The organism is Variovorax gracilis (genome assembly GCF_030317115.1).
Lineage (GTDB): Bacteria > Pseudomonadota > Gammaproteobacteria > Burkholderiales > Burkholderiaceae_C > Variovorax > Variovorax gracilis.
Genome location: NZ_JASZYF010000030.1, coordinates 1 through 20,707, shown reverse-complemented (window position 1 = coordinate 20,707; position 20,707 = coordinate 1). Strand labels below are relative to the sequence as shown.

The window sequence follows — 20,707 nt, the reverse complement described above, 5'->3', positions numbered from 1 at the left end:
AAGCGGCGGCGTCCGACGGCGGCGCGCGGTGCACTCGCCTACGCTGCGGCAAGCCCACGGGCACGAGGCAGGCACACACACAATGAACGATCCCCCCGACACGCTTCCTGCGTCGATCACCACGGCGTCGGTACCGACGGACTGGGTCGTCGCCGACACCGACTACCGGGCCATGGTCGACGCGGTGCTCGACTATGCAATTTTCTTCATGGACCGCCACGGACGCATCCTGACCTGGAACGCGGGCGCGCACGCCCTGACCGGGTACGGTGCTGACGAGGCGATCGGGCAAGACGTGGCGTTCTTCTATCCGAGCGAGCTGGTGGACGTGGGAGGTCCTGCGCACGAACTCAAGACGGCGGCAGAGCGCGGCCATTGCGAGGAGGAAGGCTGGCGCCTGCACAAGAACGGAACGCGCTTCTGGGCCAGCATCGTCGTCACGCGGCTGGGCAATCCGGACGGATCGCTGAAGGGCTTCTCCGCCATCGTGCGGGATCTGACGAGCCGACAGCGGCACGAGGAGCAGCTGCGCGCGAGCGAAGAGCGCTTTCGGCTGATCGTGGACGGGGTCAAGGACTATGCGATCTTCATGCTGGACCCGACGGGCCATGTGGTGAGCTGGAACACGGGAGCGCGCACGACCAAGGGCTATGAGGCCGCGGAGATCATCGGCAAGCACTTCTCCGTGTTCTACCCTCCCGAGGTGGTGGCAAGCGGCTTTCCCGAGCTGGAGTTGAAGGCGGCGCTGGAGACCGGCCGCTACGAGGACGAGGGGTGGCGCTTGCGCAAGGACGGCAGCCGCTTCTGGGCGAGCGTGGTCATCACGGCGCTGTTTGACAAGGCGGGCAACCACCGTGGATTTGCCAAGGTGACGCGCGATCTCACCGAGCGCCGGCGGGTCCGGGCGCTCGAGGACGAAGGGCGACGCATCGCCACGTTCCTGGCCATGCTGGGACACGAGTTGCGCAATCCCCTGGCGCCGATCGCCAACGTCGTGGAGATTCTGGAGCGTCAGGCGGTCGAGCCGCAGATCAAGCGTCTCACTGCCGTGGCGTCGCGGCAGGTGAGGCAGATCACGCGACTGGTGGACGATCTGCTGGACGTTGGACGCATCGCGCATGGCAAGATTCATCTCGAATTGAAGCCGGTGAGGCTGGCCACGGTGGTGATGGAGGCCATCGAGGCCACCAAGCCGTTGCGCGATGCCAAGCGCCATCTGCTCGACGTCGAGCTTCGGGATAGCTCGGCCTGGGTCAGCGGCGACCATACCCGCCTGGTGCAGGTGGTATCGAACCTGCTGCACAACGCCGCCAAGTTCACGCCGCCCGGTGGCCGCCTGAAGGTACGCCTCGACACCGCACAGGGACGCGCGGAGATCAGCGTGGCCGACAACGGACCCGGCATCGCGCCGCAGGACCTGCCGGGCATCTTCAACCTGTTCACGCAGGGCGATCAGGACATCTCCCGTCCCCAAGGGGGCCTGGGCCTGGGGCTGACGCTGGTTCAGAACATCGCTGCCCTCCACGGCGGGGACGTGAGCGCATTCAGCAAGGGCGTTGCCGGAGAAGGCAGCGAGTTCATCGTGAGTCTGCCGACCATTGCGGCACCGATAGAAGCGCCTGAGCAGCCCGGGCCCCAGACCGGGAAGCGCGTGCTGGTGGTGGACGACAACCAGGACGCTGCGGAGACGCTCTCGCTGATGGTAGAAGCCTTGGGCTACTTCCCGTCCACGGTCTTCGACGGCGACGCCGCGCTTCGTGCCATCAAGAGCACACAGGCTGATGTGGTGTTGCTGGACATCGGTCTGCCGGGCCTGAGTGGTTGGGAAGTGGCGCAGAAGGTGCGCAGCGAGGTGGCCGATCCGCCGGCGCTGATCGCGGTGTCCGGCTTCGGCCAGCCTGCCGACCGTGCGAAGAGCCTGGAACTGGGTTTTCATGAGCACTTCACGAAACCCGTCCAGCTCGACCAGTTGTCCGCCGTCTTGAAACGCCTGATCGGCTCCTCCTGATCGCTGGACGGCGTGTGCCGCGCGAGCCCCGGGGTCACACCAGGGCCGAGAGACGTTGGCGGTGCCGCCGCCTCGTCCTTGGGTAGTCGGGCCACTGCCTGAACGCGGGGTGAGAGGGTCGCTGCTCGCGCAGCGCGCGTGCGCCAAACCGCGACATCGTGTGCAGGACAGGACACACGGCATACGCGGATTCCTTCTCCGGGGCGGCGCAGCACGGTTGCCGACTTTCACGGCGAAACGCGGCTGGAGGCCGAGCCGTCCGCCGGCCTTGGAACGTCGGCCGCGCGACGCGGCTGGCAAAAGTGCAGGGGGTGACGTCGCTCGCCGGTAGCGGCATGCGTGAACTTCCTACGTCGAGGGGCGCTGGCGGATCCGAATCTTGCGATCCGACCTCCCACCCAGGAAAGCGAGCGATGTCAGCCGATTCCTCCACGCTCGGGCCCGCCCGCGCCATCGCGCCCGCGACCTTGATTCGGCCCACCGACGCGGAACGACGGGCGGCGGAACTGGAAACCCGCGAGCTGCATGCACGCACGCCTGCGCCCCGGGTGCAGGAAGCCGGTGCCAGAAGCGAAACGCGAGTCGGCCGTCGGGCCCCCGCCCGGGCCGGGTATCCCACCTCGGGAACGCGCGCCGGGCGCTGGCTGAAACCGAGGGAGTTCGTGGTGCTCTGTCGGACGGCCGCAGGTGCCTGGATCGATGACTATGCGCCGAGCATGGGGGCCGCCATCTCGTACTACACGATCTTCTCGATGGCACCGCTGCTGGTGATCGTGATCGCGGTCGCCGGGGCGGTCTTCGGCCGCGACGAGGCTCAGGCGCAGGTGGTGGAACAGATCAGCGGACTCGTCGGGGCGGAGGGCGCTTCGGCGGCCGAGAGCCTGCTGCGCAGCGCCAGCGACCGCGACGAGGGATGGATCGCGGGGCTGGTCAGCGCGGCCGTGCTGTTGGTGGGCGCGACCACCGTGTTTGCCGAATTGCAAAGCGCGCTGGACCGCATCTGGCATGTGCCCGAGAAGGACAAGCCGCAGGGCATCTGGGCCGTTCTGCGCGCACGCATCCTGTCGTTCGGGCTGATTTTGGCCATGGCGTTCCTGCTCATCGTGTCGCTGGCTGTGAGCGCAGGCCTGTCGGCGTTCGACGGCTGGTTCGCAGGCCTCCTTCCGGGTTCATCGGTGCTGTTGCACGGGGTCAACGAGGCGATATCGGTCGCCGTCTTCACGCTCCTGTTCACGTTGATCTTCAAGTGGATGCCCAGCGTTTCCATTGCGTGGCGCGACGTGTGGATCGGTGCGTTGGTGACGGCGCTGTTCTTCGTGATCGGCAAGTCCCTGATCGGGCTCTACCTGGGCGCAAGCGGCGTGAACGAATCGTTCGCCGCCGCGGGTTCGCTCGTCGTGGTCGTGGCATGGGTCTATTACGCGGCACAGATCTTCCTCTTTGGAGCAGAGTTCACGAAGGCTTACGCCGACGCGCACGGATCCTTGGCCGCTTCGCAAGCCATGGCCGCAACCGAGGCGCAGGGTCGGCAGGCCGTGGTGGTGGCCGTGTCGCCAGGCCAGGGCGCCGCTGCCGTCCCCGACGCCCGCTTTGGCCAGAGCGCCGCCGCGCGCCACGAGGTCGATGAGCGCCTCGCGCGATCCGCGCGCGCGTTGGCCGAACGGCTTGTCGTTCTGGGGGCCTTGGCGGTGGGGAACGCCCTCGTCAAGCGCTGGATCGGCCGCCAGCGGAAGGTGGCGCGGCGACGTGGACGATGAGTCCGCGGGACCTTGCCGTGCGCGCGATCGGGCACTTCGATTGCCGCGACGAGTCAGCCGTCACGGAGAGCGAGCCCGTTGTCGCGATCGCATGGCTGACTCGTCTGGGCTCACATTGCACCGCCTGTCGAAGGTGGAAGGTAGAAAGGAACGGTTCCATGATCACCGATGCAGATGCGGGCAAGGCGCACGCCGCGAGGGCAAAGGAAAGCGCAGCAACGCACACGAAGGCAGGCCAGCCGCCTGGGCCCCGCACGCTGCGGATCGCACCCATCCAGCAATTGCCCGGCTTTGGGGAGCTCAGGCTGGTCGCAACGGACGCGGGCGCGCTCACCCTGGCGCTGAGCGGCAGCGCCGTCTTTCTTCGCAGCGCAGAGCAGCGCCTGCTGCGCGGCGGGGTGCCGGCGATGTGGGGAGACGAGGCAGTGAGCCTGAAGGCACTCTGGTCCCAGATGCTCAGCGGCAATCAGATGAAGCTTCGATGTCGGGTTCAACCGCTGTGACGAGCCGAGGCCTTTGGGCTCGGGGTAGGCCGGGCGAGGCGACGGTCGCGCATGGTCTCCGCGAGGCTGCGGCGATGGGTGCACACCGCGATGTCGTCGCGCCCTCCTTCGGGTCGACGCGCATGCCCGCGCAGGGAAAGTGAGGGCCGCGCGACGGCGTTCTTTGCGGGCGTGGACAGGTCCAGCCTCCCCGGCCGGTTTCAGATGAGAGGCACGCCGCCGGTGACCGCAAGGGTGGCCCCGGAGATGCGCGCATCGTCGCAGGCCGGCAGCACGTAGGCGGCCTGCAGTTCGGCGGGCTGGCCGGAGCGCTTCATCGGTGTCTGGGAGCCCGACGCCTTCACCTTGTCATCCGGCAGGGTGGAAGGGATCAGGGAGTTCAGAACGGACCAGGCGCCACGCAGTTGACGCGGATGCAATTCTCGGCGAGCAATTGGGCCATGCCCTCGCTCGGGTTCTGGACGGCCCGCTTGGTGGAGGCATAGGCCACGAGGGTGGCGTTCGGCTTGTCGTCGTTGACGCAGGCCGTGCTGAAATGGAGAAACCCGGCCTCATGTGGCCGACCGCGGCCTTTCAAAGGAAGAAGTTGGCGTAGCCGTTCGTGTGGAACGTCCAGTCAAACTCCTCTTCCGTGATTTCCTCGAGCGCCTTGTGCTGGAAGGCCGCGTTGTTCACCAGCACATCGAACCGGCCGAAGTGCTGGACCGCGGTATCGACCAGATGCTGGCAGTGCGCTTCCGTTCGGGCAGGTCGGAGATCAGGACGTCCGCGCCTTCGCGTGCGAAGGCGACGGCCACGGCGCGGCCGATGCCGCTGTCCCCGCCTGTGATCAGGGCCGCCTTGCCGCGCAGCTTGACCGAAGTCCGGCAAGGGCGTCATGTTCGACTCGAATCCCGGCGGCCTTCACCGCGGTCGGGAACGGGGGCGTGGGGCGACTCTCGAGGGCATCGGTCATGGAGTTCTCGCATCCCGCTTTGCGCGCCCCGGTCGCGATTCCGGGCAATCCGCGTGCCGCAGCGGCGCTTCGCCCGGCCATCCGCCAGCCGGCGCCCGGCTTTTCGAGGGCCATTGGACTTGCCCCAGGGCACGCCGTTTGCCCCTTCCTGGTGTGCGCGGCAGTGGAAGCCGGGCCATGGCCGGTGGATGGCGCCTTCCGCGAAGACGCTATCCGCAGTGAGGCGAGGGAGGCGACGATGCGATGCGAAGCGGTTCACTGTTTCCACCGGGCGAGCGTCCGGTTTGCGATGTTTCCCGAGGACTTGGACGGTTCGCGCGTGCTGGCCGAGATCTCGGACAACGCGCCGCGACACCTGTTTCATGCGCGCGCAGGCGCTGCAAGCCTGCTCGAAGCGTGCCAGGCGCATTTCGAACTCATCGAGGCGGTGGCGTTGGAACGCCATCAACGCCAGCCGGGGCAACCGATCCGCCTGGAAAGTGCCGATTTCTCTAGCGCGCGCCGGTGGGCTCCCCGCAATCAGGTGCAGCAACGGAGACAGGCCAGGATCCACCGCGCGCGGCACGCACTCAACTGTCGAGGGCTTCGCTGTCGGTCGCGGGGGCCGGTTCACGGGGGCCGGCCTGGCCCGCTGCCCACCTCGCCGCCGTGCGTCAGCGGCGGGTCCAAAGGGGCGCCGGCATCGTCGAAGCCGGGGCGTCGTGGATCCCGAGGTACTTTTGCACCGCGGCCAGCCGGGGGCCGGCCGCTGCCACTGCTGCGCGAAGGCGCCCTTCGCTGACCCGAAGTTCGCGCACCCAGTACCGCAATTCGTAGACATCGCTCAGATCGATGCGCGCGAGGTCGTGGGGAACGAATTCGAAACTCACGGTGAGGACTCCTGGGTGGTGGGGGGGCGAAGAGGCGAGCCGTTCTCAGGCACGCAACCTGGTCTCGTCGCTCGTCAAGGGCAATCCTGAGGGCAGTGCGCTCGCCATGGGAGCTTGCGCCAGGTGTTCCGCCGCTTGCTGACCATCAAGCATTGAGACGCGACGGCGCCGCACGCCGCAGCCGCCGCGACCGTGTGGGCTACCCGTCCTTGGCTCCGCCCGACGGCTTGTCGATCGCCTTCTCGGCCTCGAGCCAATCCTCGACGTCTCCGCCAGGCTGGCCGCCGCGACGTTGATAGGCGTCATACGCAGCCCGGCGGATCCTGGTGACGCGATCCTGCTCCGGATCGTCTGCGCGCTCCTCTTCCGCTGCACGCTGCAGCGTGTCGCGCTCGAGATCCAGCGCACGAATCTCCGCTTCGAGCGGCAATGCGCCGGGTGTGAGGGGGTTGGGCTGGCCGGGCGGCAGCGTCGATGAGGCAGTCATGCGATCTCCATCTGAAGAAAACCAGTGGGGCGGAAAAGCGGAGCTCTGACCGGCGGCGGTGGGAACGACAGATGTTCAGAAGATGTGGGCGGCGCGGGGAGAGCGAGCGCCTCAACAGATCCAACGCTTGCGCCGAGGCCCGCTGCCGCGGTTCAGCCGCCGGCGTCGTTCTCACGTTCGTCGCCGCGCGAGGCGCGCCGCCTCATCGGCTGTGTGTCGTCCGAGCGCGGGGAGGTATCGACTTGACGTGCCGCCTTCTTCATGGCGCCCTTGAGCGCGGACGGGTCAGGTTCTGGTCGAGACGGTTCCGCGCCAGTGATGGCACGTGGTGCGTTGACTCTGCCGCTGTGCGTGCGGGGGTGGGCGGTGGCCATTGGCTCTCCTCTTGCCGTGTCGGTTCAGGTGAATGCGTGTGGCGCTTGACATTTCGACGTAGAGTGGACCGACGCATTCGCTGCGAGACCAACGAAATCACGCGATGTGATGAAATCCAACTCCTACATGGCATGCGCGCATCGGGCTGGCTCGATGAGGCAAGGCGAGTTGTTTGAGACGGACCGACACGACGCGGCGCCTGAGGGCTGGGCGTACGAGCCCGAATTTCTGGCGCCTGAGGAGGAGACGCGCGTGCTCGCATGGATCAGCCGGCTTCCGTTGGCACCGATGCGCTACAAGCAGTAGGTGGCTCGCAGGCGCGGCATCAGCTTCGGCGGCCACTACGACTTCGACGCCAATCGGCTGATGCCCTCCCGCCGGCGCCGCCGGAGTTGACACCGCTCATCGGCAGGGCCGCAGCCTGGCTCGGACGGCCGCCTGCAGCGTTCGTGCACGCGTTGATCGCAAAGTACGCGCCGGGCACGCCGCTCGGTTGGCATCGCGATGTCCCGGATTTCGAGGACGTGGTGGGTGTCTCCCTCGCCGGTGAGGGGCAGCTGGAGTTCCGGCGTTATCCGCCCCGATCGATGCGCAGCGATCCGCTGGGCGGGCGGCTTCGCCTCACGCTCGCGCCCCGCTCGATCTACCGCATCACGGGTCCGGCCCGGTGGGAATGGCAGCACGCGCTGCTGCCGTCTGAGACGCTTCGCTACTCGATCACGCTCAGGACCGCATGCCGGCCTGGGGCGGCGGGCGACCGGCGCTGAGGGCCGCCGGCAGGCGCGCACGGCCGTCGCGCGCCACACCGCGTGCAGCGCGGGCCCGCTCGGCGTGCTGCACGGGTGGGAGCGGGAAGGTTGCCACGAAGGCGAGCAGGGGTTTCCCGACCGGTCGGCCAATGAAAGCCTTGAATCGTGCGCGCTGGGCCATCGTGGCGGCGCAACGCAAGACCGTGCCTGTCTTGACCCATGACTCCGCTGGCCAAGCAAATACTTGCTATGTGCGCCGGCATATGACGTTGAACTGTCGATGCGCGAGACTTGTGGTTGGTCTCACGACGCACTCACCACCGAGTTGCTCCATGCCCAATGCCCAGCCTGCTCACATCGACCGCCTCCGCGCCTTGCCGAAGGCAGAGGTCCATGCTCATCTCGAAGGCTGTTTCGAACCGAGCGTTCTCCCGAGCAATGCGCAACGCGGGCGAGTGTGCCCATGCCCAGGCCCCGCGAGCGCTTGTTCGAGTTTGAAGGGCTGGCGGACTTCCTGCCTATCCTCGACTGGGCCTGTAGGCTGGCATCGACCCGTGAACGCCTCGACACGCTGGTGGCTCTGCAACATCCACGGTTGGTGGCGCTCTCGATCGATGGCAATGAGGCGGCCGCCGGTCGCACCGGCCCCCGTTTCGCAGAGGCGTTCCGACGCACGGGGGCGGCGGGACTGCGGCGCACCGTGCATGCTGGCGAGTCCAGTGGCCCCGACGGCGTGCGGGATGCGATCGAATTGCTCGGTGCCGATCGCATCGATCACGGTGTACGAGCAATCGAGGACCCCGAACTCGTTGGACTGTTGGTCGATCGGCAGCTACCGCTTGGCATCTGCCCGACCTCCAATCTGACTTTGGGGGTCTAACGTAGCATTGAGGATCAACTGATCGATCGCTTGCGCCGTTCCGGCGTCCCCGTGTCGATCAACAGCGATGATCCGGTCTTGCTGGGGGCCAGCCTGGTAGGCGAGTTCGCGTTGTGCAGCAAGGCGTTCGCCTGGTCAGATGACGACCTGCGGTCACTGGCACGCAATTCGATCGATGCGAGCTTTGCCAACGCCGACGTCAAGGTAAGGCTGACCCAGGCGCTGTCGTATTGGTGAAGCCGCAAGGTTGTTGGATCGACCAGCGACGTGACAGCATCAACAGTGCGCAACGGCGGGCGATCGCTGGGATTGTTTGCTCCGCGGGCCTTTCGAGCGTTGCTCATGATCGTCCGGCATAGCTTGCTTCATGTTTTCGACGGCCGCCTGATCGTGCCCAGCTTGATCTGCGGGTCGTGGTTGATGAACCAGTCGTAGTAGGTATTCGACGTAATGTCCGCGCGCTCGTAGGGATCTGTACGGGACTTGAACGACTTTGTATCCGCAGGAGAACGAAAGGCTCTCCCCAGATCCTCATCGTGCAGGCCGCGCTGCTCCATGAAAACCAGCTTCCAGTTGCGCGTGCTCAGTGCCACTAGGTCACCGTCGTCATCGAAATAGAAGATTGCGCGAGCGGCAGTGTGAACTTGAAGACCGCCCCACCGCCTTGATTGTGTGATGCCCAGAGCTTACCGCCCTGCGCCTCGATCAACCGGCGGCAGATCGCAACGCCAACACCCAAGCCGCCGGACTTGGTGGTACAGAACGACTGGAAAATGCGCTCCAGCTCGCCGTCGGCGATCCCGTGCCCATGATCGGCGATCTCGCCGCGGCCAGCCAGTGAAGCGGGACGTGCGCGACGGCAAGGCCGACTGATGTCAACACGTTCCTCGAGGACTTCAAGGGGCGCGACGTCGCATGACGTTCTACGTGAGGCGAGCCTCTATGCTGATTGCGTCAGCCAAGGCGGAGGACTACCAGATTGAGGAGACCGAGCCGGCAAGACCCGGTTCACCGACCACAGCCTTGGCAGGCCGTTGTCAAGGATGTACTTCGAACGACATTCGAGAGCGCCTGCAAGCACTTGCAGGCCTGCGTCACACAATGCCTCGGGGCGTCGTTGCACTCGCTACCAAAGCCCGATCCGGCAGTGTCGCAGCGCGGGCGAGGAGGCATTTGAACCTCATCCAATGCGGTCGAACCAAACTGGATGGGCAGGACCGCGCTATTTCGCTGGCGTCGGCGGGGCGCCCGCCTGGGAGGCCGGAAGCGGATTCTCGGGCGTCGCCGGCGTTCGGGACGGCACGCCTGTGGTCGGCGCTTGCCCAGTGGCGCTCACCGCGGCAGATTGGGTTTGCACGGCCGCGGTGGCCGGCCCATACCAGGTCCTGACGCCGCGATGGGCCGCGCACGGCCGGGCTTTTCTGCCCTCGCTGGTGAACGTGCCGTCCTTGCACTGCGCCGTGGTGCCGGCGGGTGCCTTTGCGGGCGCTCCCGCGTGCCCCGGTGGCGCGACGCAGAAAAGCACGGTGCAGATGAGAAGGAAGGAAGGTGTGCGCATAGCGGTTCTCCGTGGATCGTTGGGGGGACACGCTTCATTTCCGCCCGTCCAACCCGTGCGCGACGACAGTCGGCGTGGCCGCTGCGAGTAGGAGAGACCCTCGGCGGTCTGTGTCGGACCGCAGGCGTGCAGCGTCGCAGGCGGGCAGCAGCCTGCGCCGCTGTGCTTCATCGGCAGACAGCTGAACTTCGAACCGTACGGAATCGACCCCGGGCGCCGGCAACGGGCCATCGATGCGTCGAGACCATCGGTCTCGACGGGAACCCGAGGCCCTCATCGAAGCGTCGGAAGGCGAGTAGCGTCAAGGCAACCGCGCGCCACACAGTGGATGACGTGATCGCACCGGGGCAGCTTCCGCCTACACGCGCCGGTGGGGCCGGGCCTACGCGGCACGCCGCAACGGTTCGTACAGTGACGCCATCACCGGATCACAAAGGACTCCATGGCCAACAGCAGCATTCTCGGAGGTGAGCACGCGCCGGCTCGCCGGCGCGGTACGGACGTTGACGCGCTCGGACCCAGCGACACCAGCGACAGCGGCAGCGACGTGCAATCAGACCGCGGCCGGTCTGCGCTTCCCGATGACACGTTACAGGGTGCGCCGGCGATCTTGCATGGCAGTAGCACCGATGCAGCCGGGACCGGCGAGCGCGCGTCGGCGGGCGCGAGCACGCTTCGACCTGATGCGGACGTGCTGCCCGATCGCGTTGGCACGGTGCCGCAAGATGCGCTCGACGCCGCCGTGTCCATGGACGATCCCGCTGCCGCTTCACCGGACGAACTCGCCGCGACCGGCGAGGACGATGCCCAAGACGACGAAGACGACGCTCAGGGCTGAGCGTCCGACCGCCTCCCCGGGAACCGATCCGGTGGAGCACGTCCTGCGCAAGGTGTTCGGCCTACGCAGGCTGCGTGCGGGACAAAGTGAAGTCATCGCGCGCGTCCTCGACGGTCGCTCCACGCTCGCAGTAATGCCGACCGGTGCGGGCAAGTCGCTGTGTTACCAACTGCCCTCGGTGTTGCTCGAAGGCCGCACGGTCGTGGTCTCACCGCTGATTGCGTTGATGAAGGACCAGTGTGAGAAGCTGCTCGCGCGCGGTATTGGGGCCGTTCAGCTCAACAGCCAGTGCCCGGCCGAAGAAATCAATGCCGCCCAGGCTGCTATCGAGGACGGTTCGGCGCGGATCGTGCTGACCACGCCCGAGCGGCTTGCCGACCGCGACTTCATGACCCTGATCCAGAGGGGGCCCACGGCGCTGCTGGTCGTGGACGAGGCGCATTGCATCTCGCACTGGGGACACGACTTTCGACCGGCCTTTCTCGAGATCGGGAATGCAAGGCGAGCGTTAGGAAACCCTCCCGTGCTGGCACTGACCGCCACTGCCAGCGACGAGGTAGCGCGCGACGTGATGGAGCACCTGGGCATCCCGAGAGCCGGCCTCCTCGACACGGGCAGCTACCGGCCCAACCTGCGCTACGCGGTCGAGCAACTCGCCACGGAGGACCGAAAGCGCGAGCGCGCGCTGGCCTTGGTCAAGGGGATCGGCGGCAGCGGCATTGTCTACGCTGCCACCGTCAAGGGGGCTGAAGCGGTACATGCAGCGCTCGAGTCCGCGGGGGAGTCGGTGGCGCTGTACCACGGCAAGCTCGGGGGCGCGCAACGCCGCGAGGCTCAAGACGCATTCATGAGCGGCGAGGTGCGTGTCATGGTGGCCACCAACGCTTTCGGAATGGGCATCGACAAGGCCGACATTCGCTTCGTGCTTCACTACCAGATGCCGGCCGGACTGGACAGCTACTACCAGGAGTCGGGCCGCGCCGGGCGCGACGGGGCGCCGGCCGACTGCATCCTGCTGTTTCACCGGCGCGACCGTGCGGTGCAGCAGTTCTTCCTGGCGGGACGCTATCCCGATGCGAAGGAACTCGACGAGGTCTATGCGCGCTTGCGTTCGCAGCCCCCCGACGACGCCGGGTGGACCTTGCAGACGCTGCAAGGCAAACTGCATGCGCCGCGCAACAAGATCCAGGTGGCGTTGACCCTGCTGCGCCAACGGCGGATCGTGCGCCAGGGCGCCGATGGCCGCCTCGCGCTCCTGCGTCCGGCCGTCTCGCCAGAAGCACTGGTCACGATGCTCGACCACTACCGCGAAAAGCGTGAGCAGGATCAGGCCACGCTCGAGGGCATGGTGTTCTATGCGCAGACCGGCCTGTGCCGTTGGCAGGTGCTGTTGACGCACCTCCAGAACGGCGACCCTGCGACGCGTTGCACGACCTGCGACAACTGCAGGCGCATCGCCCTCCACACCGCACAGGCGCAGGCGCAAGTCGAGGAGTCGGCGGGCCGCCCGATGGAGGCCGTCAGCGAGCCGCCTCCCTTCCGACCGGAGGCCACCGTGCGGGTTCGGCGCTACGGGGTCGGCCAGGTGGTCGCAGCGACCGCAATGGCAGTCGAGATCGAGTTTGCCGATGGAAGCAAGCGGTCGTTTCACCCGGATTTTGTCCGCTCCGTTCGCTCCATGCGGGCTACGCTGCAGCCCCCGCTCCCGGCGCTCGGTTGAGTCGATGCGAACCCCATGGCTTTGCAGGCGCGCCGCACGGGTCCCACCGCAAGGGCGCTCGTGTGAGCCTCAGGCAGTCGCCTGTCGGCCGAGGCAGACGACTGGCACTCAGCCGCGTCTGCGGCGCACCGCCAGGTAGGCCACACCGACAACGGCGGCCAGCGTGAGGGCCTTCCTTGCGGCGCCCTTGGGGTTGTGCTTCAGCTCGGCGGCGCCGCCCATTTCGCTGTAGACGCGTGGCAGATGGCCGCGGGTGAGGTCTTCGATCAAGCCTTCGCCGACGTCGACGCGATCGGCCAAAAGAAGCAGCAGCCAGTGGCGCAGGTCGTTCTCGCTGAAGCCGAAGGCCGAGCGGCGCACCACGCCGCTCAGGCCGCGCGGCGGGCAGGTCGAACCGAACACCGGCGTCAGGGTCGGCCGCTCGTTCGAGCGAAGCACTTCGACATGCCTTCGCTGAGGCTCGGGCGGTTCCGACCAGTGCAGCATGTCCAGGCGCGCGGGCGTTCGCTCCATGGGATAGGCGGGCCGGTTGGACCTGTCGAGATCGGCACCCCAGCCGACGATGTGTGCATGCTGCTCGCGGTCTTGGTTTTGGTTTTGGTTTTGGTTTTGGTTTTGGTTTTGGTTTTGGTTTTGTTTTTGCATGATCGTGCTGCCTCGTTCACGCCGTCACACCCGGCGGTATCAGGACCGTCTTGATGCATCCGTCGAGCTTGCTGGAAAAGATGTGATAGGCGTCGGCCACCTCTTCCAGGGGCATGACATGCGTGATCACCCGGTGCGGTTCGATCCGCCCTGCTTGAATGTGCTCGATGAGTCTCGGCAGGTGCCGCTTCACGCTGGCCTGGTTCATGCGCAAGGTCAGTCCCTTGTTGACGGCGTTCCCGATCGGAACCGCGTTGAAGGTGGGCCCGTACACGCCGACGATCGACACGTTGCCGCCCTTGCGAACGGAATTGATGGCCCAGTGCAAGACGGTTGCCGAGCCGCTCTGCATCTTGAGCTTCACGCCGGTGAGATGCTGAAGTGCGTTGCCTGCCGCCTCGCAGCCCACGCAGTCGATGCAGACGTCGGCGCCGAGCCCGTCGGTCATCCTCTTGATGTGAAGCGCCATGTCGTCGACCGATTTGAAGTCCACCGTTTCGCACTGCGCGAAGCGACGCACGAATTCGAGGCGATAGTCCACATGGTCGACGACGATCACCCGGCCCGCGCCCATCAGCCAGGCGGACTTCGCAGCAAAGATGCCGACCGGACCCGCGCCGAAGATCACGACGGTGTCGCCTTCGCGGATATCCCCCATCTCGGCCGCCTGGTAGCCGGTCGGAAAGGCGTCGGTCAGCATGACGGCGTCTTCGAGCAGCAGCTCGTCCGGAATCTTCGTGGGGCCAACGTCGGCGAAGGGTACCCTGACGTACTGGGCCTGCCCTCCGGCATAGCCGCCCGCCGTGTGCGAGTAGCCGTAGATGCCACCCACTGCCGTGGCCTGGGGGTTTGTGTTGTGGCAATTCCCGTACAGCTCGCGTTGGCAGAAATAGCACGTGCCGCAAAACACGTTGAACGGGACGATGACCCGGTCTCCGAGCTTGAGATTTTGCACCGAGCTGCCCAGGTCGATGACCTGTCCGACAAACTCATGGCCGAATGTGGTGCCCACCCGGGTGTCGGGAACCAGGCCGTGGTAGAGGTGGAGGTCAGATCCGCAGATGCAGGAACGCAGCACTTTGACGATCACGTCATTGGGGTGTTCGATGACGGGGTCCGGCATGCTGACCGCGCGAACGCGGTAAGGGCCTCGATAGTTCATGGCGAGCATGGAGAGTTTCCTTTTCGGGGGAGCCGCAGGAGCGAGCGGCGGCAGGGGACGCCGGAAGAACAGAACAGGTCATGGCGCTCGCGGGCGCGCTCAATCAGCCTTCTTGGGTGCCTTGTCGGCTTCGGGGATGAACTTGCTCACTGTCACGGAGACCGGATCGCTGGCCGGAAACGACTCTTCGACACCCGAGTCGAGGGCCTCCTCTGTCGGGTCGATGACGCTCGGCTTCTCCGCGTCGGGAAGGGGTTGGTGGGAATCCGCTGTGGGAAACGGCCAGCGGTCCTGGGAAGGGTTGGTCATGTCGATCCTTTCGGTGTGATTGGCGCGCGCTCGCTGCCAAACGGTGCGCTGGTTCATCGACGCGTCTCATCGACGCGTTCCTTGGAAGCCATTTGTTCGGCGCGCGGCGCCCGGAGGTAGACCACCTCGCCGCGATCACCCGTAGGCCGATGCCGACGAGACCGAAGCTCTCGTCTCGTGCAGCTGCCCGCAGCCGGTCAGCAGCGCGGCCGAGCGCGCAGCGACCGACGTCCATGGGTGGAGGCGGACCCGGTCGTCGTTCGATCACAAGGCTGACGAATACGTCGCCCAGCATTCGGGGTATGTGCAGGGCCAGCACCCTGGAGAGGCCCAATCCCCATCACCCTGAGCGCCTCGGACACGCGCGATCTGCTGTCCTTCGATTCCGCCTTCGAATCCACACGGTCCGGGATGTCGACTCCGACATGCGTTCTCCGTGCGCATGTGCGTCTGCTGCGTTGATCGATCGCGCGCTGCGCCATGGCGCGGCTGCGTGGGACAGGGCTGGCGAACACAGGCCGCTGCCGACCGCCACGAACCTGGATTTCACCAGGCGCCGATGCCGCGGCCACGGAAATGGAGGCACCAAAGAAAAGCCCCGGGGTGGAAACCCCGGGGCAAATCCACCAAGAGAGGGTGGAGGAGACAATCGATGCACCACATGCAAGCATGCAGACGGTCCGCAGCGTGCTTGGAGAAAGCCTACGCAATCCACGTGCCAGCGGCGCGTGCGGTCCCACAGGATGGCGTGCCAAGCACTGGAGAGTGTGGACAACGGAGGTCCGGCGGCGTCGTGCGATTCCTGCGCCTCATTGCGAACGAACACTCACAAACGGCGGGCGCGGATGGGGATGGCTGGATGTGGCTATCGCCGACCGGCAGGCAGGATGGCGCCATTCGACCGGTGCGAGTCGCAGGGTTGCTCATTGGCTTTGACAAAAGCGAACGTCACGGCAACAGCAGGCCCGACGCGGCAGACAGATCCTTGAGCCAAGCCGTCCATGCAGCCTCCCGCTGCGCGGGATCACCGCGCAGCAGCGCAGAGGGATGAAGGGTGACCAGCACGCGTCGCCCGGCGGCGTCTTCATGCCACTGCCCGCGCTCGCGCATCACGGCGACCGGCCGCTGCAGCAGCGCGCGCGCAGCGGTCGCGCCGAGTGCGAGGAAGGCATCGGGTTTCACCCGCGCGATCTCCGCTTCGAGCCAGTGGTGACAGGCATCGATCTCGCGCTGCGCCGGCGTCTTGTGCATGCGGCGCTTGCCGCGCAGCTCGAACTTGAAGTGCTTGACGGCATTGGTGACGTAGAGCCGTTCGCGGTTCCAGCCGAGCTCCGCCGCGGCGCGATCGAAGAGTCTGCCCGCCGGTCCGACGAAGGGGCGTCCCGCCAGGTCCTCCTTGTCACCGGGCTGCTCGCCCACCACCATCAGCACCGCGTGCAGGGGGCCCTCACCCATCACCGACTGGGTCGCACGGGCGCCCAGGGGGCACTCGCGACAGGCATCCGTCGCTTGGCGCAGGACCTCGATCGGCCGCGGCCGGATCGGGAGAGATTCCGGCTTCGTCATTTTGGAGGCCGGCGCCGAGCGCAGGGGGATTGCCCGGGATCGATGGAATGAGACCGGGTAATCATCGCCCCGCCCCTCCCGACAAGACTCCGGCGAGCCGCTGGCGCGGTGGGGGATGCGGTGCACCTCATCAAGCTGCCCGGTACGGCCCAGGTTCGCGACACGGACGGGGTCGCTGTGCCTTCAATACGGCTATGCACGAGGCAATGCGTCGGGCGCCGGGCAGCAACTTCTCTGCGTGAGGGAGATTCCGGCAGCTGATCCAGCAGAGCAGTCCCGCCTGGCGCGGTGCCCGGGCGATCGGATCGCGTGAAGACAAGGGCATGCGTGGACACAGGACAAGCCCTGTTACCGGCCCGGCGCGGGCGAAGGGCTGGATGGCGCCTGCGTACTGGGCTGTGGGGCAGGCGCCTCCTGCGCTTCTTCGCGCGTAAAGAAGTTGTAGGTCATCGCGCCCACCACGAGGACGACGACCACGATTGCCAGCGAACGCAGGGCCCGCCGGTCGGGTTGAACTGTGTCTTGCCGGGCGTCGGTTTTCATCCTCGTCGCTTCCGCGTTCCGCAAATCGAAGGTGCGCGCCGACTGCATGAGATCCTGTCGGAAGAAGGCGCATGAGGCTGCGCGACAAGGCTGAACGAGGGAGCCTCGCAATCACCATCCCATCGCCTGGTCACGGTGACGGAGGCCGGCCGGGGGTGCCACGTTGGGAGTTCGTGGCTTGTGGTGCCGGCGCTCCGGACGAGCGTCCCAGCAGAGCCCCTGACTTTTCCACCCATGCCTTTCGCGCGCGGTGCCACCCGGTGGCCGCCAAGAAGAGTCCGGCCTGCGGCGACCGCGCCGAGAGTCGGCAGTCGTGCAGTTTGCGACGCGCTCGCTCAGCGGCTCTGCCCCAAAGGACAATTGCAACGCCTCCGATCAGGCGCCAGACTTGACGGGATCGCGTGCCCGAGACGGCCCGCTCCGTTGGAGCCCGCACTAAAGATCGCTCAGATCGGCCAGTTCACCAAGGGGCAGCTTTGTGGGATTTACCGAAATCCTGGAGGACTTCGCCGCGTGCGTCGCCGTCGCGGCTCGCGTTGCACCGGACCGGTACCCCGGTTGGAGCAGCGGCTGGAAAGGCAATCTCGAGGAAATGATGAGCCTGTGGAACGAGATTCGGCCCCTGCTGCGGCGTGATGTCGAGCAGGCTCAGCGGATCGACTCCGTGCTACAGGAGATGGTTTGCGTCGCAGAAGCGGGCGACACGAGCGGCTTCCAACGGGCCGCCCGGGCGTTGCACGGGTTCGACCTCTTGAAGCTTCGGTGAGGCCCGGTCGCCACCCTCCCACTCCTAGGGGCAGGCCCGGCGAACCGCCGCCCGGAGCTGCCGCGCGCCGACAGGCCGCTCGAGGAAATCGGTTGCCTCCAGCTTGGCAATCTCCACCGCTGTACGAAATGCCGTGGATGGGCCCAATACGATCACGGCAAGGGCACTGCCGCGTCGTCTGAGCTCACGCACCAGCTGCAACGTCGCGGCGTCGTCCTCGTCTGCGGAAAGAATCAGACAATCCCCTGGGCCGCTCGGCAGGGCCGCGATCTGGGCCGCGTCACCCGCGGCGAACGTCACGCGGTCCACCACGCCACCGGCGAGCGCCTCCGCGATCCATGCACGATCCGACGAGCGAGCGACGACGACGTACGCGGTGGTTGTCATACACCTTCCGGCGAGAGAAAGCACGCCCGACCGACGATGGCAAACGGCATGCTGCCCTCCGCCTTCCTGATCTCGATCGTGGACCGACGCCTTCACAAAGTCCATCGGGGCGGCCACGCAGCGCCACGTACGCGCCATCCATCAGCGGATGGCTCTCAGTGCCGCGCGCGGCGAACAGGACCACGAGACAGCGCGCGAATCTCGGCAATGACCTTGCGTCGCATGCCCCAAAGGGCAATCGTCGCTGCACCTTGGGCGCATCGCGTCATGGACGCGAGCGATGCCATGATCCCGTTCTCACAATCCCGAGTGAAGGAGATCGACCTTGACAACGACAAGACAGATGCTCGCGCGCTTCGCGGCTTTCGCACTGGCGCTGCTGCTGGCGGCCTGTGCGGCGCCGGGCTCGCAGTCGGACTCGATGGCGGTGCGACAAGGCGTGATCGAGCAGATCTCGCCGACGCAGATCCGCAGCTCCCATCACACCGGTGTCGGGGCCGTGCTCGGCGGCCTTGCGGGCGTAGGCCTCGGCAGCCTGATCGGCGGCGGCACGGGGCGCGACGTGGCCATGGTGGTGGGCGCCATCGGCGGGACGATCGGCGGGGCGGAGGTGGCAAGGAGGTACGACCAGCCAGTGGCAGGCCAGGAAATCTTCGTTCGCACGACCAGCGGCGTTCTGGTCGAAGTGACGCAGCCTGCGACGCCGGGCCTGCGCGTGGGGCAACGTGTCTATATCGAGGGCCAGGGAGACGCCGCGCGCGTCATTGCCCAGGCGCAATGACCTGAGGGGCCGGCGGCCGGACATCGAGGGGGTGGCAAGCGCCCATGAGCTGAGCCGTTGAGGCGCGTCGCGGCGCCACTCCACCAGTGGCGAAAGCCGTCGCGACGCGTCTCGTCTCATGGCGCGCCGTCCTTGCGGCACAGCAGGCGGACGCGCAGGGCACGCTCAGGGACTGCGCGGCGAGCCACAAGGGCGCGAGCACCACCGACTCTCGATGGCACGGCTTCGCCCCCAGGATGGCCGCACAGCAGGCTCGCATGAGATCGAGCCACGGCCGGCCGCCTGTATCCCGCGCCACTGCGCGCGGCACCAGGGTGCCGGTGGATTGCTTTTTCCGAAGGGGTCATCGGTCTCGTGCCGGCACGGACCGTGGGCAGACCGTGAAGTCGTCGAAGGCAGCTTCGTCGCCGGCGCAGCGGCCGCTCGCGCAGGATCGGGCGCCGCGAGCTAGTGAAGCAGCGCACGGTCTGGCACGGTCTGGCAGTGTATGGTCTGCCCCTCGATGAAGATGCAAGACGAACCGAAATGGTCGCGCGCCCCGGAGGGCGCGCTACGTGAGCTGCCAAGGCGCGAGGGCGAAGGGGCCGACACGTCACCGGCCGCCGCCAACGCCCCGCATTTCCTTCCTTTGGCACAGCAGGAGGCGGCGCAGGCCAAGGCGTTGCGGCGACAGAAGCTGCTCGTGGGCGCATGCCTGCTCATCGCATTGGCGGCGTCGATCCTGGCGCTGATCGCATGAACGGCTGCGCCTTCGCAGCAGCTTGCCGTGGGCCCAAGGTCGGCCGGCGCCCTTGAGCGCGCCGCCCGGCCCGGTCCTTACCCGGTCCTGGGCGTGGGGAGAAGCCGGTCGTATTCCTTCTTCACGACGGCATAGCACTCGCACGAGCGCGCTTCCACGGCGGCCCGGTCCAGCACCTTGATGCGCCCGCGCGAGTAGCGGGTCAGGCCCGCGTCCTGCAGCTTCAGGGCGGCTTCGGAAACGCCTTCCCGGCGCACGCCGAGGATGTTGGCGATCAGCTCCTGGGTCATCACGAGGTCGGGCCCCGGCAGACGGTCCAGCCTCAGCAGAAGCCAGCGACACAGCTGCGGTGGACCTCATGGTGGCGGTTGCACACGGACATCTGCGCCATCCGTGTGATGAGCGCTTGGGCATAGCGCAGCAGGAGGTGCAGCACGGGCCCCCGCGGTCGAACTCGTCCTTCATGGCCTTGGCGCCGAGTCGCAGGCCCTTGCCGGCGCTTTGGACGACAGCGCGCTTGGGCGCCGAGTCGCCGCCCATGAACAGGGCGACGCCGACGATGCCCTTTGCCCACGACCGCGATTTCTGCGAAGGCACCGTCCTCCAGGACGTACGGGAGGGAAACGATCGCGCTGGTGGGGAAGTACACGTGCGAGAGCGTGACACCCGGCTCGTACAGCACCGCGCCGAGCGGCAGGTCCACCTCTTCCAGCTTCGAAAGGCAGGGCTTCAGCGCCTGCTTCGGCAATCCGGCCAGAAGGTCATTCTGGATGGCACGCGAATGATCAACCATACCCATGCTCTGCACGCGAGACGCGCAATCGCGTCGGATCAAAGTATGGCATCGGTCCCGTGCCGCACGAGCAAGCGAAAGTTCGCAGGCATGCCGTGTCTGTGCGAGTCTTGGGATCCGATGCCGGATTTCATGCGGCCTTCAGCGGCGGCGTTCGGGCTTGCGCGCCTGTGCCGCCGCACCGCCGACCGCCTTTTGCACCGCGCCGCAGTCCGTGTTTTCGCCCGGCCCTGTCTCGATGAGCGGCAGCAGGGCCGCCAGTGGATTGATGGTCGCCAACGCGACGGCGCCGCCCGCGCGAGCAAGCAACGGCCCCT

21 protein-coding genes and 3 pseudogenes are annotated in these 20,707 nt (G+C 66.8%); 11 read left to right on the top strand and 13 right to left on the bottom strand.

Annotated features, from left to right (window positions below):
- The first annotated feature begins 82 nt into the window (after positions 1-82).
- From QTH97_RS30735 to QTH97_RS30725, 3 genes are all read left to right on the top strand, one after another.
- On the top strand, positions 83-2,008 hold the full coding sequence (locus QTH97_RS30735) for a PAS domain-containing hybrid sensor histidine kinase/response regulator (protein WP_286572381.1): 1,926 nt from the start codon (positions 83-85) through the stop codon (positions 2,006-2,008).
- 311 nt (positions 2,009-2,319) lie between these two features.
- Positions 2,320-3,765: a YihY/virulence factor BrkB family protein gene (locus QTH97_RS30730; protein ID WP_286572380.1), complete on the top strand. Its 1,446-nt coding sequence runs from the start codon at positions 2,320-2,322 to the stop codon at positions 3,763-3,765.
- A gap of 158 nt (positions 3,766-3,923) precedes the next feature.
- Positions 3,924-4,268, top strand: coding sequence for a hypothetical protein (locus QTH97_RS30725; RefSeq protein WP_286572379.1), 345 nt, complete (start codon positions 3,924-3,926; stop codon positions 4,266-4,268).
- A 200-nt stretch (positions 4,269-4,468) separates the two neighbouring features.
- Here the strand turns inward: QTH97_RS30725 and QTH97_RS30720 are convergent.
- From QTH97_RS30720 to QTH97_RS30710, 3 genes and pseudogenes are all read right to left on the bottom strand, one after another.
- A pseudogene (locus QTH97_RS30720) lies at positions 4,469-5,119 on the bottom strand (SDR family oxidoreductase).
- 757 nt (positions 5,120-5,876) lie between these two features.
- A complete protein-coding gene (locus QTH97_RS30715; protein WP_286572378.1) occupies positions 5,877-6,092 on the bottom strand; it encodes a DUF3606 domain-containing protein in 216 nt (71 codons plus the stop codon).
- A gap of 199 nt (positions 6,093-6,291) precedes the next feature.
- Positions 6,292-6,579, bottom strand: coding sequence for a DUF2934 domain-containing protein (locus tag QTH97_RS30710; RefSeq protein WP_286572377.1), 288 nt, complete (start codon positions 6,577-6,579; stop codon positions 6,292-6,294).
- Between the two features lie 483 nt (positions 6,580-7,062).
- Here QTH97_RS30710 and QTH97_RS30705 point away from each other — a divergent pair, with 483 nt between their 5' ends.
- The 3 genes and pseudogenes from QTH97_RS30705 to QTH97_RS30695 all read left to right on the top strand — a co-directional run bounded on the left by QTH97_RS30705 (position 7,063) and on the right by QTH97_RS30695 (position 8,820).
- Positions 7,063-7,260, top strand: coding sequence for a hypothetical protein (locus tag QTH97_RS30705; protein ID WP_286572376.1), 198 nt, complete (start codon positions 7,063-7,065; stop codon positions 7,258-7,260).
- Positions 7,261-7,346: 86 nt separating this feature from the next.
- Entirely contained in the window at positions 7,347-7,721 is a 375-nt protein-coding gene (locus tag QTH97_RS30700) for a 2OG-Fe(II) oxygenase family protein (protein ID WP_286572375.1), read from the top strand.
- A 262-nt stretch (positions 7,722-7,983) separates the two neighbouring features.
- Positions 7,984-8,820 (top strand): annotated as a pseudogene (locus tag QTH97_RS30695) (adenosine deaminase family protein).
- A gap of 128 nt (positions 8,821-8,948) precedes the next feature.
- On the opposite strand, the gene QTH97_RS30690 reads toward QTH97_RS30695, so the two are convergent.
- The 3 genes from QTH97_RS30690 to QTH97_RS37225 all read right to left on the bottom strand — a co-directional run bounded on the left by QTH97_RS30690 (position 8,949) and on the right by QTH97_RS37225 (position 10,141).
- Complete coding sequence (locus QTH97_RS30690; RefSeq protein WP_286572374.1) at positions 8,949-9,176, bottom strand: hypothetical protein; 228 nt, start codon at positions 9,174-9,176, stop codon at positions 8,949-8,951.
- Positions 9,176-9,403 (bottom strand): ATP-binding protein, encoded by a 228-nt coding sequence (locus QTH97_RS37090; RefSeq protein WP_353655684.1) that lies wholly within the window; start codon positions 9,401-9,403, stop codon positions 9,176-9,178. The genes QTH97_RS30690 and QTH97_RS37090 overlap by 1 nt, the downstream gene beginning before the upstream one ends.
- Positions 9,404-9,805: 402 nt before the next feature.
- The gene (locus QTH97_RS37225; protein WP_506555391.1) at positions 9,806-10,141 is read right to left on the bottom strand and encodes a DUF3761 domain-containing protein; all 336 of its coding nucleotides are present in this window, start codon (positions 10,139-10,141) and stop codon (positions 9,806-9,808) included.
- A 442-nt stretch (positions 10,142-10,583) separates the two neighbouring features.
- Between QTH97_RS37225 and QTH97_RS30685 the strand changes: the two genes are divergently transcribed.
- A complete protein-coding gene (locus QTH97_RS30685; protein ID WP_286572373.1) occupies positions 10,584-10,979 on the top strand; it encodes a hypothetical protein in 396 nt (131 codons plus the stop codon).
- On the top strand, positions 10,945-12,699 hold the full coding sequence (locus tag QTH97_RS30680; protein WP_286572372.1) for a RecQ family ATP-dependent DNA helicase: 1,755 nt from the start codon (positions 10,945-10,947) through the stop codon (positions 12,697-12,699). Before QTH97_RS30685 ends, QTH97_RS30680 begins: the two co-directional genes overlap by 35 nt.
- Before the next feature lie 108 nt (positions 12,700-12,807).
- On the opposite strand, the gene QTH97_RS30675 is transcribed toward QTH97_RS30680, so the two are convergent.
- The 5 genes from QTH97_RS30675 to QTH97_RS30655 form a co-directional block, all read right to left on the bottom strand.
- Positions 12,808-13,344: a hypothetical protein gene (locus QTH97_RS30675; protein ID WP_286572371.1), complete on the bottom strand. Its 537-nt coding sequence runs from the start codon at positions 13,342-13,344 to the stop codon at positions 12,808-12,810.
- 16 nt (positions 13,345-13,360) lie between these two features.
- Entirely contained in the window at positions 13,361-14,515 is a 1,155-nt protein-coding gene (locus QTH97_RS30670) for a zinc-dependent alcohol dehydrogenase (RefSeq protein ID WP_286572370.1), read from the bottom strand.
- Between the two features lie 90 nt (positions 14,516-14,605).
- On the bottom strand, positions 14,606-14,872 hold the full coding sequence (locus QTH97_RS30665) for a hypothetical protein (RefSeq protein WP_286572369.1): 267 nt from the start codon (positions 14,870-14,872) through the stop codon (positions 14,606-14,608).
- An 891-nt stretch (positions 14,873-15,763) separates the two neighbouring features.
- Complete coding sequence (locus tag QTH97_RS30660) at positions 15,764-16,381, bottom strand: UdgX family uracil-DNA binding protein (RefSeq protein WP_286572368.1); 618 nt, start codon at positions 16,379-16,381, stop codon at positions 15,764-15,766.
- A 348-nt stretch (positions 16,382-16,729) separates the two neighbouring features.
- Positions 16,730-16,924, bottom strand: a complete 195-nt coding sequence (locus QTH97_RS30655) for a hypothetical protein (protein WP_286572366.1) — start codon at positions 16,922-16,924, stop codon at positions 16,730-16,732.
- A gap of 478 nt (positions 16,925-17,402) precedes the next feature.
- Here QTH97_RS30655 and QTH97_RS30650 point away from each other — a divergent pair, with 478 nt between their 5' ends.
- Complete coding sequence (locus QTH97_RS30650; protein WP_286572365.1) at positions 17,403-17,690, top strand: hypothetical protein; 288 nt, start codon at positions 17,403-17,405, stop codon at positions 17,688-17,690.
- Positions 17,691-17,714: 24 nt separating this feature from the next.
- Here QTH97_RS30650 and QTH97_RS30645 read toward each other — a convergent pair whose 3' ends face one another.
- Complete coding sequence (locus tag QTH97_RS30645) at positions 17,715-18,077, bottom strand: response regulator transcription factor (RefSeq protein WP_286572364.1); 363 nt, start codon at positions 18,075-18,077, stop codon at positions 17,715-17,717.
- Between the two features lie 325 nt (positions 18,078-18,402).
- Here QTH97_RS30645 and QTH97_RS30640 point away from each other — a divergent pair, with 325 nt between their 5' ends.
- On the top strand, positions 18,403-18,858 hold the full coding sequence (locus tag QTH97_RS30640; RefSeq protein WP_286572363.1) for a hypothetical protein: 456 nt from the start codon (positions 18,403-18,405) through the stop codon (positions 18,856-18,858).
- Positions 18,859-19,360: 502 nt separating this feature from the next.
- Positions 19,361-19,597: a hypothetical protein gene (locus QTH97_RS30635; RefSeq protein WP_286572362.1), complete on the top strand. Its 237-nt coding sequence runs from the start codon at positions 19,361-19,363 to the stop codon at positions 19,595-19,597.
- Between the two features lie 77 nt (positions 19,598-19,674).
- Here the strand turns inward: QTH97_RS30635 and QTH97_RS30630 are convergent.
- A pseudogene (locus tag QTH97_RS30630) lies at positions 19,675-20,396 on the bottom strand (Crp/Fnr family transcriptional regulator).
- Positions 20,397-20,707: the final 311 nt, after the last annotated feature.

Bases quoted from the DNA above. Each gene is read 5' to 3' on its own strand.
- QTH97_RS30665 (WP_286572369.1), bottom strand. From the start codon at position 14,872: ATGAACCAGCGCACCGTTTGGCAGCGAGCGCGCGCCAATCACACCGAA.
- QTH97_RS30645 (WP_286572364.1), bottom strand. From the start codon at position 18,077: ATGACAACCACCGCGTACGTCGTCGTCGCTCGCTCGTCGGATCGTGCA.
- QTH97_RS30705 (WP_286572376.1), top strand. From the start codon at position 7,063: ATGAAATCCAACTCCTACATGGCATGCGCGCATCGGGCTGGCTCGATG.
- QTH97_RS30670 (WP_286572370.1), bottom strand. From the start codon at position 14,515: ATGCTCGCCATGAACTATCGAGGCCCTTACCGCGTTCGCGCGGTCAGC.
- QTH97_RS30685 (WP_286572373.1), top strand. From the start codon at position 10,584: ATGGCCAACAGCAGCATTCTCGGAGGTGAGCACGCGCCGGCTCGCCGG.
- QTH97_RS30635 (WP_286572362.1), top strand. From the start codon at position 19,361: ATGAAGATGCAAGACGAACCGAAATGGTCGCGCGCCCCGGAGGGCGCG.
- QTH97_RS30735 (WP_286572381.1), top strand. From the start codon at position 83: ATGAACGATCCCCCCGACACGCTTCCTGCGTCGATCACCACGGCGTCG.
- QTH97_RS30655 (WP_286572366.1), bottom strand. From the start codon at position 16,924: ATGAAAACCGACGCCCGGCAAGACACAGTTCAACCCGACCGGCGGGCC.
- QTH97_RS30660 (WP_286572368.1), bottom strand. From the start codon at position 16,381: ATGACGAAGCCGGAATCTCTCCCGATCCGGCCGCGGCCGATCGAGGTC.
- QTH97_RS30725 (WP_286572379.1), top strand. From the start codon at position 3,924: ATGATCACCGATGCAGATGCGGGCAAGGCGCACGCCGCGAGGGCAAAG.
- QTH97_RS37225 (WP_506555391.1), bottom strand. From the start codon at position 10,141: ATGCGCACACCTTCCTTCCTTCTCATCTGCACCGTGCTTTTCTGCGTC.
- QTH97_RS30710 (WP_286572377.1), bottom strand. From the start codon at position 6,579: ATGACTGCCTCATCGACGCTGCCGCCCGGCCAGCCCAACCCCCTCACA.
- QTH97_RS30675 (WP_286572371.1), bottom strand. From the start codon at position 13,344: ATGCAAAAACAAAACCAAAACCAAAACCAAAACCAAAACCAAAACCAA.
- QTH97_RS30680 (WP_286572372.1), top strand. From the start codon at position 10,945: ATGCCCAAGACGACGAAGACGACGCTCAGGGCTGAGCGTCCGACCGCC.